The sequence below is a fragment of the Pseudarthrobacter sp. N5 genome (assembly GCF_050157035.1).
Classification (GTDB): Bacteria; Actinomycetota; Actinomycetes; order Actinomycetales; family Micrococcaceae; genus Arthrobacter.
This window is the reverse complement of the sequence record NZ_CP189593.1, coordinates 1,100,328-1,114,804: the sequence shown is the minus strand read 5'-3', so window position 1 is coordinate 1,114,804 and position 14,477 is coordinate 1,100,328. Positions and strand designations below refer to the sequence as shown.

Sequence of the window (14,477 nt, the reverse complement as noted above, 5' to 3'; positions counted from 1 at the left end):
CAGCACCCACATCAGTGTGGGCCCTTATGACGGATCGAAGCCTGGAATTACTCTATCCATGAGGAGCGATGCGGGCCGAGGCCGACAGCCGGGCCAGCAGCTAATAGTTATTCAGGTGTAACCGGAACCGCTACTGGAATCCGGGCCCCAAGACCACAACCTCGGCCTGCTGGAATTCGGTACTCTCCACGAACGTGGAGATTTTAAGCAGTGCGCCAAGAGCCTCTGCATTGGCCCTGTGTGCTGCTCCGGCGTAGAAGATTACCGATGTCTTCTGCGGTGCTCCCCCCCAGTTGCCCATGGGGCCCACCGTCCAGCCGTCCGCCTGGACGGTGGCGCTGACGCGTCCGGCAAGTCCGGCTGTCCCGGCGCCGTTGTAGACGGCAACGGGCTGGGACTTGTCTACGGCACCAGCCGAAGGGGTGGGAGTGCCCGACGGCGTGGCGGCTACCGAGGGTTCAGCGGAAGCCGACGGTTCGTTGCCGGCAGAGGGGGATCCGGCTGGCGGCGACGCAGCCGGTGCTCCAGAGCTGACTGAGGATGGGCTTCCGGACGGCAGGAATCCGAGCTTCGGGAGAATCAGGAACGCGATCAGGCCGATGGCCAGAGCTGCGATTCCCACCACAAGAATGGGAGCCAGCGAGCGTCGCGGCGGTGCCGTTACGGCACGGTGCACACCCTGACGTGAGGCGGTCTCCGGGACCCGGTCGAATTCGTCCCGCGCATATTTGGTCATGGTGAAGCGACGTCCTTGTTGATTGCTGCTGATGGCTCAGCACCGACTTTTATTCGTCAGAACCCAGGCGGCGTGCAGTGCGTGCCCGCTGACGTGACGTACGTAGTCTACGCAATCTCTTGACCAGCATGGGGTCGTGGGCCAGCGCATCCTCGGTATCGATCAGCGCATTGAGGAACTGATAGTAGTGTGTCGCGGAGAGGTCGAACAGCTCGCGGATGGCCTGCTCCTTGGCTCCTGCATATTTCCACCACTGCCGTTCCAAGGCCAACATCTGCTGGTCCCGCTCACTGAGCGGCGAGTCGCGGAACCGGAAGTCGCCCAGCAACAAACTGCCGGTGTTCTGCCCGGACAAGTGATCCTGCGCTGCCTCTGCCACGACACACTTCCTGCTGAATCCGATGAAAATCCTCACCCCATGCTACGGGTGAATGACAAGCATGTCATTCGTGCGGCCCGGTTGTCGCCTGCGCCGGCGGCACTGCTTTTGGCCGGCGCCTGCGAGAATGGGAACCGTGTTTGATTCAGAACCGTTGTTCGAGCTCACGTTGCCTGACGCCGAAACCGTTGGCTTTGATGTCATGGCCCGGCTGCCACTTGGTGAGTTGGTGGCCCCTGACTGGGCGGATGCATTGGCTCCTGTGGAGGGCGAGCTGCGGAAGGTCTTGACCTTTCTTGCTGAAGAGGTGGCCGCGGGGCACCGGGTGCTGCCGTCGCCGTCGAACGTTTTCCGCGCATTCCGGCAGCCGCTGGCGGCGGTGAAGGTGCTTGTTGTGGGCCAGGACCCTTACCCGACGCCGGGGCACGCCGTCGGGCTGTCGTTCTCGGTGGACGGACGCACACGGCCGGTCCCCCGGAGCCTGGCCAACATCTATAAAGAGCTGGAAGCCGACCTCGGTATCCCGGCACGGGTGCATGGCGATCTGGGCGTTTGGGCGGATCGGGGGGTGCTGCTCCTGAACAGGGTCCTCAGCGTGCGCGCCGGGGCCGCCGGCTCGCACCGGGGGAAAGGCTGGGAGCCGATCACGACGGCGGCGGTCACCGCGGTTGCCGGCCGCACCGCCGCAGACGGAGGCCAAGTACCGCTGGTGGCGGTGCTCTGGGGCAAGGACGCTGAAAGCGTTCGACCCCTGTTGGGAGAAACGCCAGTGGTGTCCAGCGCGCACCCGAGCCCGCTGTCCGCATCGCGTGGGTTCTTCGGTTCCCGGCCGTTCAGCCGGGCCAACACCCTGTTGCAGCAGCAGGGCACAGGCCCGGTGGACTGGGAAATTCCGCCATTTCCTTAGCCTAGGCTTACTTTTATGACTTCAGTCCCCGCGGCCACGTCCGCTTCCAGGAACAGCCGGCCGCAGATCAATCTCACGGTGCTCCGCAGCGAAGAGCTGTCACCGAATATGGTGCGGATTGTGGCCGGCGGCGCAGGGTTCGCTGACTACGTTAACAACGCGTTTGTAGACAGATACGTCAAGATCGCCTTCCCTCAACCCGGTGTGGACTACCCCCAGCCACTTGACCTTTGGTCCATCCGTGAATCCATGCCACGCGAGCAATGGCCGCACACACGCACCTACACGGTCCGATGGGTGGACGCAGCCGCGCAGGAGCTGGCCATCGACTTTGTCATCCACGGCGACGAGGGCCTCGCCGGGCCATGGGCCGCTGCAGCTCAAGCAGGAGACGCTCTGGTGTTCACCGGTCCCGGCGGAGGCTACAACCCTGATCCGACGGCGGACTGGCACCTTTTCGCCGGAGACGAAGCAGCACTGCCGGCGATCGCCGCGGCCGTTGAATCGCTGCCCCCGGAGGCCAAAGGACTTGCCTTCCTCGAGGTGGACGGCGACGCCGATAGGCAGGCAATCTCTGCGCCCGCTGCACTGAAACTGGTCTGGCTGAAACGTGGCGGTGCGCCGGCAGGATCCAGCGATCTTCTAGTCGGCGCGGTACGGGATGCCGATTGGCCGGCGGGCAAGGTCAGTGTTTTTGCCCATGGCGAGCGCGGCTACATGAAAAGCCTGCGCGAAGTGCTCTTCGTGCAGCGGGGCCTGGACCGGAGCCAGGTTTCGCTCTCCGGCTATTGGGCAACGGGCCGGGTCGAGGACGATTTCCAGGCCGAGAAGAAACTCCCCATCGGCAAGGTCTAGCTGCCATCCGGCGGTGTCCAGCCATGCTGGGTGAGGTGGGGCGGTATCTGCAAGCGGTATCGGGCGGCGGTATCTAGCGGCGGCGTGCGCGGCGCCGCTCATTACTGGCGAGGCTGCGGGTCAGCGGCCTGGCAAGGGTATCGCCCAGTACAATGCCGCCTGCCGCCCCCAGCACAATTGCTGCCGCTCTGAGCATGCCGCCTGCTCCCAGCAGGATCTCCGATTCCTCGATGGTCAACACATACATCGAACGGAATATTGTGAGGCCCGGCAGCAGGATGAGTGCTGCCGGGACGGCCACCACTAGCTGCGGTGCCCCCATCTTCAACGCCAGCACCCGCGCCAACAGACCGATTACCACTGCAGCCAAGGCGGGGGAAAAGCGGTCACCGATGCCCATTGCGCCGGCACCGAGCAGGACAAGGTACCCCACCACCCCGACGCCGGCCGTAGGCAACAGCAGTTTCCAGGCTGTCTGCTCGGTGATTCCTATGGCCATCACAGCGATGGCGATCAGGATGACAACAAACCACAAGTCATACGCAGGCGGGAATGTTTTCGTGATGTCGATCGGCTGCATTCCAGTCAGGGCGCCCGCCACAAACGCGACAGCTATTCCGGCCACCAGGGCGCCGAATGTCAACATGGTGGACAGGAACCGACCCGCGGCCGTCACCGGGAATCCATTGATGGCGTCCTGCACCGACGAGACCAGCCGTCCCGTGGGCAGCAACAGCAGGATGCCGCCCACCACCACGATTGCCGGCGCTGCGGTGACCCCGAATTGCCAGAGCACCAGCGCCAGGAACGTCACCACAAACGAGCAGGATGCCGTTGTGAAGAAGTCGGGAACACGCCAGCGGCCCAGCTGCCGAGCCAGCAGGCTGATCAGGATATTGGACCCGAAAGCTATGGCCGATGCCCCGGGCCCCCCACCAAGTACTCCTACATAGGCCGCCGAGAATACCCCGAATGCCACCGTGACCATCCACCGCGGAAACGGTTTGGGGCTGGTGATGGCCTCCTCCAGACGACGGATGGCCTCGTCCCTGCCCACACCCCCGGCCACGATGTCCGTGACCAGCTGATGGACTTTGGCCAGGCCCGCATAGTTGTTTGTCCAGGACCGGACCACACGCAGCAGCGAGATGGGCGTCTGGTCCTTGGGTGCATAGTTGATGACCACCGACTGGTTGGTGATGTCCACTTCGATGTTCTTCAGACCCAGGGCCGCGGTCACCGCAATGATGCTGGTCTCCACTTCAAGGGCGCCGGCGCCATACCTGAACATCGACTCGGCCAGGTGGAGTGCGAAGTCCATGGTCTTGCGAGCCGAGGTGTCCACACCGCCGACCTGAATCATCGGGTTCGCGTAAGGGCTCCCGGCCAGACGGTCCACGATGCTCATCGGGGCGGTGGGCGGATTTTCGCCCTGGACCAGCCGCCGCAGCATGTGTTTGGCCGCCGCATTCTGGCGCAGCTGGGACGGCGAGAGCGGTTCTGTCTTGGGCAGCCCGCCTGTGTGCGGTTTCCGGCGGTCACCGGGTCGATCAGTCATTCAGGCCTCCCTCCGTGACATATGGTGCCTTTTTAGTAGAACTGCTTCCCTGTGCGCCGCGTGTACACTTGGCGGGCCAACCGTTCTCCTGCCGCCATCCAGACCCTGTATTTCAGCGGACTGAGGACCTGGTCGTAGCAGCCAACAAAGTCGGTGACCGTTTTGCTGAAGCTGGTTTTGAACAGCCCCAGTCCGTGGAAGGGGTTGGCGGTGTCTTTCAGCTTGTCGCTGGGGGGCGTTCCGCAGAAATCGTATTCTGCGCAGCCCAGTTCCTTGAGCTGGTTGATGGCCGTCCACTGCACCAGGTGCGAGTCGCCGTACTGGCTGCGCTTCTGCAGCGAGCCGCCGTCCTTGTACGTTCCCTTGCGGCCATAGTTGATGACGAAGGCGCCCACCGAAGGGACACCGTTTTCGTAAACGAACAACAGCCGGCCCTGGCCACGGTCAATGAAGTTAGTCCAGAACTGCCGGTAGTAGTCGTATTCGCGGACCCGCACCTGGGACTTCGCTTCCACTGTGGTGGTCATCAGTGCATACATCGCCTTGAAGTTGTCCTCGGAGGGCTCCACATTGTGCACCTCCACGCCTTCCCGGATGGCCCGGCGGACGGCGTTCCGGCCGCGTGAATGCAGATTGCGCAGCAGCTGGTTCTCCTCGGGGGAGATGTCCAGCAGAGCGGTGGAATCGTTGGGCTGCAGATTGGGGGTCTTGACCAGTCCCGCGCCTTCGATGACTTGCCGGGCGTGGTCCGAGAGCACAATGTCCGGTTCGATCTTGACGGCGAACACCCCCAGCTTTGCCCTCCGGATGAACTCGGCATTCGCTGCCGCTATTGCGGGGATATCCCCGACGGCCGCCACATCCGGTCCCTTGATGAGGTACCAGAGCTTCCCCAACACCGGGAAGGACTTCTCCAGCACCAGGTTGTAGCTGGTGTAGTCGGCGCTCTCATAAACCAGGTGCAAGGGCTTCCAGCCAAAGTGCTGCTTGACGGCAGCAAACGCCTCGGACTGAAGCAGGTTTCCGCCGTTGGGGTTCGAGCTGACGTTGGAATCCCAGTTGGCAACCTCCTCGGCGGAGGCAAAGCGGGCAGTGAATTCTCGCAGGTGTGCCTGGTCCAAAGGGTGCAACATCCAATCTTTGCGTGCGGTGCTCCGGCTGCATGCCCCGGCATGCAGCCTCAAGTCTATCCAGATGACATTGGCGTCCGCTGAAAGGACAAATATCACCGCTACGCGGCTATGGGATCAGAGCCTGATCTGGTCAGCACTTTCCAGCTTGATGGCCTTGGCTTCCTTCCCGAGCGGGCGCTGGCTTTTGACCAGCCGGTCCCCGTCACCCAGGCGGGTGAGGCTCAGACCGGTCAGTTCGGCGATCTGCTGAATGGGAACCTGAAAGGTACGGTAGGGCCCCAGAGGCGGTGGTTCCTCCGCCAGCAGGCGTTCCCTGATTGCCTTTTTGAGGTCCACCTTGTTCAGCAGCGGCGACTGGTCCAGCACGAATCCGGCCGCGGCCAATATACCGTCCATGGTCCACACTGCAATCTTCCAGAACTTTCTGGGGATCAGGACACCGCGGTACGGCTGGTCGTCTGCGGCGAGGACAAGCCCCGTGAAGACACTCAACCTGGCTTCGTAAACGTCAGCGTGATTGAGCACGTGGTCTTCCAGGCCGGACCACAGTTCCTTCCCCTGGTTGAATTCATCGATTTGCGGCGCCGCGTTGGTGAAGACGAAGGTATCCTGGTTTGCGGTCTTGGCCGTGGCCTCATCCCCCCACACGGGATCGAGCCGCCGCACCAGATGGCCGCGGTCAAAGGCATTGTTTTTGTACACCTCCGGGCCCGCCTGCTGCTCCTTCGGAACGCGGGCATCGAAGTGCCAGGTTCCCTCACGGGCAAGGGGGTTGAGCTCACTGCCTTTGATGTTGACCCCGACGACGGCTGCGAGCCTGCGGGCAGCATGAAACCGCACGGAAAAGTGCGTGTAGTCGAGAAGGACGGTAGCCGCCGTCGGGCTGGGCAGCTCAACGCGTGCCCTCAGGAAGTCTTTGTCGTATCCCCCAGTCATGGCTCAATAGTGGCACCACGCAACGGTGCTGAACAGAGGTGAACGAAGACTCGCCTTGACTCCAGATCAGCGTCTGGCAAGGGTTGGAGCATGCAGGCACATAAAATCATTTCCCTGCGCTTCACGCCGTTACCGTGGTCCGCACAGGACAACGTTCTGGTCCTCGGCAATACCGACGGCCGGGTGGTGGCATTTGGCGCCGCCGGGCTCCGGCATCAGGGCAAGCCCGCAGATCCGGGTGCGCGCCGGGACTTTCCGTGGGACGAGATCCGCGAGCTGAGGCTCATCCCAGGCACGGCTGTGACCCCATTCCCCTGGTTGAACGACTACCTGCTGCCAACCATCGGCACAGTGCTCGGCATCGATTATTACGACACCAACAATGCCAACCGCAGCGTGCTCCGAATCGTCACGGCCGACTTTGACGAGCACAATCTGGCGATCGAACCGCACTACCCTGCCGGGATCAGCCGGACGGACGGCAGGCGGGCAGCACGGTTCGTGGACCGTCTGATGGCCGAGCCCGAGTTCCGGTTGCTGCTCGCCTACCCGGAACAGCTGCTCCCGGCCCTGCTATAGTCCACGCATGAAGCCGGTGTCAGCACTCCACGACGTTGACGGCGAGGCCGCCCATGGCGGTTTCCTTGTACTTGGAGGACATGTCCTTGCCGGTTTCCCGCATGGTCACGATCACTTCGTCCAGGGAGACACGGTGCGAGCCGTCGCCCCAGAGCGCCATCTTTGCGGCGTTGATGGCTTTGGCGGCGGCGATGGCATTGCGTTCGATGCACGGGATCTGCACCAGCCCGCCGATGGGGTCGCAGGTCAGGCCGAGGTTGTGCTCCATGGCGATTTCCGCCGCGTTCTCCACCTGCCCGGGCGTGCCGCCCATGACCTCGGCCAGTCCGGCAGCCGCCATGGACGACGCCGAACCCACCTCGCCCTGGCAGCCCACTTCAGCCCCTGAAATGGACGCCTGTTCCTTGTAAAGCACCCCGATGGCACCGGCCGTCAGCAGAAACTTCACCACGACGTCGTCGCGGTCCTGCTGGGTGGCCTTGTCCATGCCCGGTGCGAAATGCAGTGCGTAGTACAAGACAGCGGGGATAATGCCCGCGGCGCCGTTGGTGGGGGCGGTGACCACGCGGCCGCCGGTAGCGTTCTCCTCATTGACGGCCAGGGCAATGAGATTGACCCATTCCTGCCAGTACTTGGGGTCCCGGTCCTTGTCCTCTTTCAGGAGGCGCTCATGCCAGTCAGGGGCCCGACGGCGGACCTTCAGCCCGCCTGGAAGCAGCCCTTCACGCCTGATGCTGATTTCCACGCAGCTTTCCATCACGGAGTAGATGTGGAGCAGGCCTTCTCGGATCTCCTCTTCGGTCCGCGAGGCCCGCTCGTTGACGAACATGATGTCCCCGATGGACAGGCCTTTGGACTGGCACCGTCCCAGCAATTCAGCGGCGGTGCGGAACGGCAGCGGCAGTTCTTTTTTGGACTCAACCAGTTGCTTGAGAGCGGCGTCTTCTTCGCCTTCGCGGACAATGAAGCCGCCTCCCACGGAAAAGAACGTGGCGTTGTGGAGGACCTCGCCGGCTTCGTCAGACACAGCGAACTTCATGCCGTTCGTGTGACGCGGCAGGACCGTGAGCGGGTGCAGGATCATGTCCGCTTCTCCGTACGGCAGCGGCACGCCCACTCCTGAAGAGCCGGCACCGGCCAGGTTGAGGATGCCTGTCCCGGCGATCGTGGCCAGCCGTTCGTCGACCTCCTCGGGCAGGATCACCTCGGGATGGAAACCTTCCAGGCCCAGCAGCACGGCGGTCATGGTGCCGTGGCCCCGGCCCGTGGCAGCCAAAGACCCGTACAGGTCGACCCGCAGGGACGCCACCCGCTCCAGGGCACCGGAGTCCTTGAGTTCCTCGGAGAACACCGCGGCCGCCCTCATAGGACCCACCGTGTGCGAACTGGACGGGCCTATTCCGATCGAAAAAAGGTCAAAGACTCCAACAGCCATGCGTTTGGTTCCTTACTGGGGCACTGTGGTCGGGTTGGGAGGGCCGGCGGGCCGGGGTTTTCGAAAGCGTGCGTCAAAGCGACAAAGGAGCAGCACGCGTGAAAACCGGGGCCTGCCGGCCCTGATGCAGTCAGCTGAGGTTTGCCACGGCGGGGTAGAGCGGATGTGCTGCGGCAAGGGCCTCCACGCGGTGACGGAGACCGGAAAGGTCCGCGCCGGCGTCGGCAATCAGTGCCTCGGCGATGATGTCCGCAACCTCGGCGAACGCGGCTTCACCGAAGCCGCGGGTAGCCAGCGCCGGGGTGCCGATGCGCAGCCCGGACGTCACCATCGGCGGACGCGGATCGAACGGGACAGCGTTACGGTTGACGGTGATGTCGATTTCCGCGAGCCGGTCCTCGGCCTGCTGGCCATCCAACTCGCAGTTGCGCAGGTCAACCAGCACGAGGTGCACATCCGTGCCGCCGGAAATCACGTTGATCCCCTTGGCCGTGACGTCCGGCTGGACCAGGCGCCCGGCAAGGATCCGGGCACCGGCCAGCACACGCTCCTGGCGCTCCTTGAACTCGGGCGAGGCAGCGATCTTGAATGCCACCGCCTTGCCGGCGATCACATGCTCCAGCGGACCGCCCTGCTGACCCGGGAACACGGCCGAGTTGATCTTCTTGGCGATGTCCGCGTCATTGGTCAGGATAATGCCGCCACGCGGACCGGCAAGGGTCTTGTGCGTGGTGGACGTGGTCACATGGGCGTACGGCACCGGAGAGGGGTGCAGTCCTGCTGCGACCAGACCGGCGAAGTGTGCCATGTCCACCATGAGGTAGGCACCGACGGAATCGGCGATCCGGCGGAACTCGGCGAAGTCCAGCTGGCGGGCGTAGGCAGACCAGCCGGCAACGATCAGCTTCGGCTGGTGCTCCTGGGCCAGGCGCTCTACCTCGGCCATGTCGATCCGGTGGTCCTCTTCGCGGACCTGGTACGGGATCACGTTGTACAGGCGGCCGGAGAAATTGATCCTCATACCGTGCGTCAGGTGCCCGCCATGGGCCAGGTTCAGGCCCATGATGGTGTCGCCCGGCTTGATCAAGGCGTGCATGACCGAGGCGTTGGCCTGCGCGCCGGAGTGCGGCTGGACGTTTGCGTATTCGGCGCCGAACAGGGCCTTCACGCGGTCGATGGCCAGCTGCTCCACCACGTCCACGTGCTCGCAGCCGCCGTAGTAGCGCTTTCCCGGGTAACCCTCCGCATACTTGTTGGTCAGCACGGAGCCCTGGGCCTGCATAACAGCCACGGCGGTGTGGTTCTCCGAGGCGATCATTTCCAGGCCGTTGCGCTGGCGGGTGAGTTCGTCGTCGATCTTCGCGGCGATCTCGGGATCCAGCTCCGACAGCTGGGCGTCCAGGCTCGCGGACACTACCTGCTCGAAAACGGCCGTCGAGGTGCCTGCGGCAGCCGCGCTCACAGCTCGCCGCCGTTCTTGGACGCGTAGTCCTGCGCGGAGAGCAGCGGGCCTTCAGACTCGGCAGCCACCTTGAAGAGCCAACCGGCACCGTACGGATCGTTGTTGATGAGGGCGGGGTCGTCGACGACGGCGGGGTTCACTTCCGTGACCTCGCCGGTCACGGGGGCGTACAGATCCGAAACGGACTTGGTGGATTCCACCTCGCCGCAGGTCTCCCCCGCGGTCACAGTGGAGCCAAGCTCGGGCAGGTCAACATAGACAATGTCGCCAAGGGCGTCAGTGGCCACAGCGGAAATGCCAATAGAGACCACGTTGGAAAACGCATCGCGCGCAACCCACTCGTGTTCGTCGGAGTACTGCAGTTCAGGGGCAACTTTAGCCATGTTTGAATCCTTAGGTTCGGAGTGAAAAGTTTACTTTTGGCGCTTGTAGAAAGGCAGTGCGACAACTTCGAAGGGCTCGGCCTTGCCGCGGAGGTCGATGTCCAGGGGTGTGCCCACCGCGGCGAGTGAGACGTCGACGTACGCCATCGCCACGGGGTAGCCCAGGGTAGGCGATGGCTGGCCGGAGGTGACTTCGCCAACCACGGCGCCGTCCTTCAGGACCGGGTAGTGGCCGCGGCCGGCCCGGCGGCCGAGGCCTTTGAGCCCAACTAGCTTGCGGCCGCTGGTGGATCCGGCCCCGGCTTCCTTTTTTGCCGTCAAAGCGGACCGTCCGATGAAGTCGCTTTCCTTGGCGAGCGATACGACGGGTCCGAGGCCGGCGGCGAAGGGGTCACCTTCGAGCGAGAGCTCGTTGCCGTAGAGGGGCATACCGGCTTCGAGGCGGAGCGAGTCGCGGCAGGCAAGGCCGGCAGGCGTCAGCTCCCCTTCTTCAGCAACGGCGACGATTGCCTGCCAGAGGGAAGCGGCGTCGTCGTTGTCCACGAAGATCTCAAAGCCGTCCTCGCCGGTGTAGCCGGTGCGGGCAAGCAGGAGTTCATGGCTACCGCCGGCGAACTCGAAAGCAACCTCAACGGCGGCGTAGTATTTCAGCTCCGTGACCAGGGCGTGCTGCCCTGCCGGGACCAGGCGCAGGAGGATTTCCTCGGCCTTGGGACCCTGCACCGCGATCAGCGAGGTGGCGGCGGAGACGTCCTCAACGACCACGTCGAAGCCCCCCTCTTTGCCGGACCCGGCCCTTTCGGCGAGGGCCGCTGCAACTACCGTGGCGTTGCCGGCGTTGGGTACCACCAGGAACTTGTCGGTTCCGTCCTGGCCGGCGTCCGCCGAAGCGGGCCGGCGGTAGGTGATGAGGTCGTCGATGATGCCGCCATCCTCGTTGCAGATCAGCGAGTACTTGGCTTTGCCCACTGACATCGCGGAGATTTTGCCCACCAGCGCGTAGTCCAGGAAGGCGGCGGCGTCCGGGCCGGTGACCCAGACTTCGCCCATGTGGGAGAGGTCAAAGATGCCCGCGGACTGCCGGACGGCGTGGTGCTCTGCCAGCTCGGAGCTGTATTTGAGCGGCATCTGCCAGCCGCCGAAATCGGTGAAGGAGGCGCCAAGCTTCTTGTGCTCTTCATAAAGGGCGGTGTAGTTCTCAGTCATGGTAGTCAGTCCTCAGTTCGCAAAGTCTTCGATGGGAGGGCAGGAACAGATCAGGTTACGGTCGCCGGCCGCGCCGTCGATCCGGCCAACGGGAGGGAAGTACTTGTCCTGCTTGAGGGCGGGCAGCGGGAAGACGGCCTGCTCGCGCGAGTACTCCCGTGCCCAGTCCGAGCTGATGACCGCGGCGGCGGTATGCGGTGAATTCCGCAGCGGGCTGTTTTCCACCGTGAAGTCGCCGTTGGCCACCTGGTCAACTTCGGCCTTGATGGAAATCATCGCCGCAATGAAGCGGTCGATCTCCACGAGGTCCTCGGACTCGGTGGGTTCGACCATCAGGGTTCCGGCGACCGGGAACGCCAGGGTGGGGGCGTGGAAGCCGTAGTCGATCAGGCGTTTGGCAACGTCCTCGGCAGTGACCCCGGTCCTGGCCGTGAGATCGCGCAGGTCCAGGATGCACTCGTGGGCCACGAGTCCGCCTTCGCCCGTGTAGAGCACCGGGAAGAAGTCGTTGAGCCGGCTGGCGATGTAGTTGGCCGCGAGCAGCGCCGACTTGGTGGCGTCCGTCAGGCCCTGGCCGCCCATGAGCTTCACGTAGGCCCAGGAGATCGGCAGCACACCGGCGGAGCCGTAGCGCGAAGCCGAGATCGGGGTGCCTGTGGCACCGTTGGACGGGTCCGCCGCGTTGCCCGGCATAAACGGTGCCAGGTGCGCCTTGGCTGCAACCGGGCCGACGCCCGGGCCGCCGCCGCCGTGCGGGATGCAGAACGTCTTGTGCAGGTTCAGGTGGGAGACGTCGCCGCCGAACTTTCCCGGCTGGGCCAGGCCCACCAGGGCGTTGAGGTTGGCGCCGTCGATGTACACCTGGCCGCCGGCAGCGTGGACGGCGTCGCAGACCTCGCGGACATCGGCGTCGTACACACCGTGGGTGGACGGGTAGGTGATCATGATGGCCGAAAGTGCATCCTTGTTGGCCTCGATCTTGGCCTTGAGGTCATCGTGGTCGATCGTTCCGTCAGCAGCCGTGGCCACCACAACAACCTTCATGCCTGCCAGCACCGCCGAGGCGGCGTTGGTGCCGTGGGCGGAGGCCGGGATGAGGCAGACGGTGCGCTGGGCGTCGCCGCGGGACAGGTGGTAGCCGCGGATGGCCAGCAGGCCGGCCAGCTCGCCCTGAGAGCCGGCGTTCGGCTGGATGGACACCTGGTCGTAGCCGGTGATCTCCGTCAGCTGGGCCTCGAGGTCGGCGATCAGTTCGCGCCAGCCCTCGGTCTGCGAATCCGGGGCGAAGGGGTGGATGGAGGCGAATTCCGGCCAGGAGATGGCTTCCATTTCCGCCGTGGCGTTCAGCTTCATGGTGCAGGAGCCCAGCGGGATCATGGTGCGGTCCAGCGCGAGGTCGCGGTCGGACAGCTTGCGGACGTAGCGCAGCAGCTGGGTCTCGGAGCGGTGTGTGTTGAACACCGGGTGCTGCAGGAAATCGGAGGAACGTTGGACGGCGGTGTCCAAGGCGAACGCGGAAGAGTCACCTTCCGCCGTCGCCTCAACGACGGATGCTCCGAAGGCGGCGACGACGTCGGCGACGATGGCCGCCGTCGTGGTTTCATCCGCGGAGATGCCGACACTGTCCGCGTCGATGCCGCGCAGGTTGATGCCTTTGGCTTCGGCGGCGGCAACAATCCCGGCTGCCTTGCCCGGCACGGAGACCGTGACGGTGTCGAAGAAGCTGGTGTGGAGGACATCCAGGCCGGCCGACCTCAGCGATGCCGCAATGGTTTTGGCGTGGCCGTGGGTGATCTCGGCGATCGCCTTCAGGCCTTCGGGGCCATGGTAAACGGCGTACATGGAGGCCACGATCGCCAGCAGGGCCTGGGCCGTGCAGATGTTGGACGTGGCCTTTTCGCGGCGGATGTGCTGCTCGCGGGTCTGGAGGGCCAGGCGGTAGGCCGGTATGCCGGCGGAGTCCTTGGAGACGCCCACCAGGCGGCCGGGCATGGAGCGCTCCAGGCCCTTCTGCACCGCCATGTACGCGGCGTGCGGTCCGCCGTAGAACAACGGAACACCCAGGCGCTGGGCGGAGCCGACGGCGATGTCCGCGCCCTGCTCGCCCGGAGGGGTGATCAGCGTCAGGGAGAGCAGATCGGCGGCCACGGTTACCAGCGCGCCGCGTTCCTTGGCGGCGGCGATGACCTGCGAGTGGTCGAAGACCCGGCCGGAAACGCCGGGCTGTTGGAGCACCACGCCGTTGATGACGCCGTCGGGCAGTCCCTTGGAGAGGTCAGCCACCTCGACCTCGAAGCCGAGTGCCTCGGCACGGCCACGCACGATGGCGATGGTCTGCGGCAGGCAGTCGGCGTCCAGGACGGTTTTGCCGTCGTGGGCGGCCTTGTTCTTGTTGGCGCGGCGCATCATCAGCACGGCTTCCGCCACGGCTGTGGCTTCGTCCAGCAGGGAGGCGTTGGCGATGGGCAGGCCCACGAGGTCCTGCACCATGGTCTGGAAATTCAGGAGGGCTTCGAGGCGGCCCTGGGAGATCTCCGGCTGGTATGGGGTGTACGCCGTGTACCAGGCCGGGGCCTCAAGGATGTTGCGGCGGATGACCGGGGGCGTCACGGTGTCGTAGTAGCCCTGGCCGATCATCTGGACCGCGGTCTTGTTCTTGGACGCGATCCTGCGCAGTTCGGTGAGGGTTTCCACTTCGCTCAGCGCGGTGGTGAGCTGCAGCGGGGCGTCCTGCCGGATGTCGTTTGGAACTGCGGTATCAACCAGCGCATCGACGGTGTCGTAGCCGACAGCCTTGAGCATGGCGTCGACGTCGGCCTGGCGGCGCGCGCCGATGTGCCGGTCAACGAAGGACGTGGAGGCTGAGTTAACAGTCAAAAGGAACTCCATAACTAAGGCGGCGCAGGGT

General features: G+C 64.4%; 13 protein-coding genes. 3 read left to right on the top strand and 10 right to left on the bottom strand.

Annotation, left to right across the window (positions count from 1 at the left end; all coding sequences use genetic code 11):
• Positions 1-130 precede the first annotated feature (130 nt).
• Together ACQCST_RS05560 and ACQCST_RS05555 are read right to left on the bottom strand one after the other, a co-directional pair.
• Complete coding sequence (locus ACQCST_RS05560; RefSeq protein WP_426998318.1) at positions 131-736, bottom strand: LytR C-terminal domain-containing protein; 606 nt, start codon at positions 734-736, stop codon at positions 131-133.
• Between the two features lie 49 nt (positions 737-785).
• On the bottom strand, positions 786-1,115 hold the full coding sequence (locus ACQCST_RS05555; RefSeq protein ID WP_426998317.1) for a DUF3263 domain-containing protein: 330 nt from the start codon (positions 1,113-1,115) through the stop codon (positions 786-788).
• 127 nt (positions 1,116-1,242) lie between these two features.
• On the opposite strand from ACQCST_RS05555, the gene ACQCST_RS05550 reads away from it, so the two are divergent.
• Positions 1,243-2,022 (top strand): uracil-DNA glycosylase, encoded by a 780-nt coding sequence (locus ACQCST_RS05550; RefSeq protein ID WP_426998316.1) that lies wholly within the window; start codon positions 1,243-1,245, stop codon positions 2,020-2,022.
• A gap of 15 nt (positions 2,023-2,037) precedes the next feature.
• Positions 2,038-2,877 carry a siderophore-interacting protein gene (locus ACQCST_RS05545; RefSeq protein ID WP_426998315.1) on the top strand — a complete coding sequence of 280 codons (840 nt, stop codon included), beginning with the start codon at positions 2,038-2,040 and terminating at the stop codon, positions 2,875-2,877.
• Between the two features lie 73 nt (positions 2,878-2,950).
• Here ACQCST_RS05545 and ACQCST_RS05540 read toward each other — a convergent pair whose 3' ends face one another.
• The 3 genes from ACQCST_RS05540 to ACQCST_RS05530 all read right to left on the bottom strand — a co-directional run bounded on the left by ACQCST_RS05540 (position 2,951) and on the right by ACQCST_RS05530 (position 6,504).
• Complete coding sequence (locus ACQCST_RS05540; protein WP_426998314.1) at positions 2,951-4,435, bottom strand: threonine/serine ThrE exporter family protein; 1,485 nt, start codon at positions 4,433-4,435, stop codon at positions 2,951-2,953.
• A gap of 32 nt (positions 4,436-4,467) precedes the next feature.
• Positions 4,468-5,568 (bottom strand): lipid II:glycine glycyltransferase FemX, encoded by a 1,101-nt coding sequence (locus ACQCST_RS05535; protein WP_426998313.1) that lies wholly within the window; start codon positions 5,566-5,568, stop codon positions 4,468-4,470.
• Positions 5,569-5,682: 114 nt separating this feature from the next.
• Entirely contained in the window at positions 5,683-6,504 is an 822-nt protein-coding gene (locus tag ACQCST_RS05530; RefSeq protein ID WP_426998312.1) for a DNA/RNA non-specific endonuclease, read from the bottom strand.
• 90 nt (positions 6,505-6,594) lie between these two features.
• Between ACQCST_RS05530 and ACQCST_RS05525 the strand changes: the two genes are divergently transcribed.
• Positions 6,595-7,083, top strand: coding sequence for a hypothetical protein (locus ACQCST_RS05525; protein WP_426998311.1), 489 nt, complete (start codon positions 6,595-6,597; stop codon positions 7,081-7,083).
• A 19-nt stretch (positions 7,084-7,102) separates the two neighbouring features.
• On the opposite strand, the gene ACQCST_RS05520 is transcribed toward ACQCST_RS05525, so the two are convergent.
• The 5 genes from ACQCST_RS05520 to gcvP form a co-directional block, all read right to left on the bottom strand.
• Positions 7,103-8,518: an L-serine ammonia-lyase gene (locus ACQCST_RS05520; RefSeq protein ID WP_426998310.1), complete on the bottom strand. Its 1,416-nt coding sequence runs from the start codon at positions 8,516-8,518 to the stop codon at positions 7,103-7,105.
• A gap of 130 nt (positions 8,519-8,648) precedes the next feature.
• Positions 8,649-9,980 carry a serine hydroxymethyltransferase gene (glyA, locus tag ACQCST_RS05515; protein WP_426998309.1) on the bottom strand — a complete coding sequence of 444 codons (1,332 nt, stop codon included), beginning with the start codon at positions 9,978-9,980 and terminating at the stop codon, positions 8,649-8,651.
• On the bottom strand, positions 9,977-10,363 hold the full coding sequence (gcvH, locus tag ACQCST_RS05510; RefSeq protein ID WP_426998308.1) for a glycine cleavage system protein GcvH: 387 nt from the start codon (positions 10,361-10,363) through the stop codon (positions 9,977-9,979). The genes glyA and gcvH overlap by 4 nt, the downstream gene beginning before the upstream one ends.
• Positions 10,364-10,393: 30 nt before the next feature.
• The gene (gene gcvT, locus ACQCST_RS05505; protein WP_426998307.1) at positions 10,394-11,569 is read right to left on the bottom strand and encodes a glycine cleavage system aminomethyltransferase GcvT; all 1,176 of its coding nucleotides are present in this window, start codon (positions 11,567-11,569) and stop codon (positions 10,394-10,396) included.
• Positions 11,570-11,581: 12 nt separating this feature from the next.
• Entirely contained in the window at positions 11,582-14,458 is a 2,877-nt protein-coding gene (gcvP, locus tag ACQCST_RS05500; RefSeq protein ID WP_426998306.1) for an aminomethyl-transferring glycine dehydrogenase, read from the bottom strand.
• Positions 14,459-14,477: the final 19 nt, after the last annotated feature.

Bases quoted from the DNA above. Each gene is read 5' to 3' on its own strand.
- ACQCST_RS05560 (WP_426998318.1), bottom strand. From the start codon at position 736: ATGACCAAATATGCGCGGGACGAATTCGACCGGGTCCCGGAGACCGCC.
- ACQCST_RS05550 (WP_426998316.1), top strand. From the start codon at position 1,243: ATGGGAACCGTGTTTGATTCAGAACCGTTGTTCGAGCTCACGTTGCCT.
- ACQCST_RS05545 (WP_426998315.1), top strand. From the start codon at position 2,038: ATGACTTCAGTCCCCGCGGCCACGTCCGCTTCCAGGAACAGCCGGCCG.
- ACQCST_RS05540 (WP_426998314.1), bottom strand. From the start codon at position 4,435: ATGACTGATCGACCCGGTGACCGCCGGAAACCGCACACAGGCGGGCTG.
- ACQCST_RS05535 (WP_426998313.1), bottom strand. From the start codon at position 5,568: ATGTTGCACCCTTTGGACCAGGCACACCTGCGAGAATTCACTGCCCGC.
- ACQCST_RS05530 (WP_426998312.1), bottom strand. From the start codon at position 6,504: ATGACTGGGGGATACGACAAAGACTTCCTGAGGGCACGCGTTGAGCTG.
- ACQCST_RS05525 (WP_426998311.1), top strand. From the start codon at position 6,595: ATGCAGGCACATAAAATCATTTCCCTGCGCTTCACGCCGTTACCGTGG.
- ACQCST_RS05520 (WP_426998310.1), bottom strand. From the start codon at position 8,518: ATGGCTGTTGGAGTCTTTGACCTTTTTTCGATCGGAATAGGCCCGTCC.
- gcvH (WP_426998308.1), bottom strand. From the start codon at position 10,363: ATGGCTAAAGTTGCCCCTGAACTGCAGTACTCCGACGAACACGAGTGG.
- gcvT (WP_426998307.1), bottom strand. From the start codon at position 11,569: ATGACTGAGAACTACACCGCCCTTTATGAAGAGCACAAGAAGCTTGGC.
- gcvP (WP_426998306.1), bottom strand. From the start codon at position 14,458: ATGGAGTTCCTTTTGACTGTTAACTCAGCCTCCACGTCCTTCGTTGAC.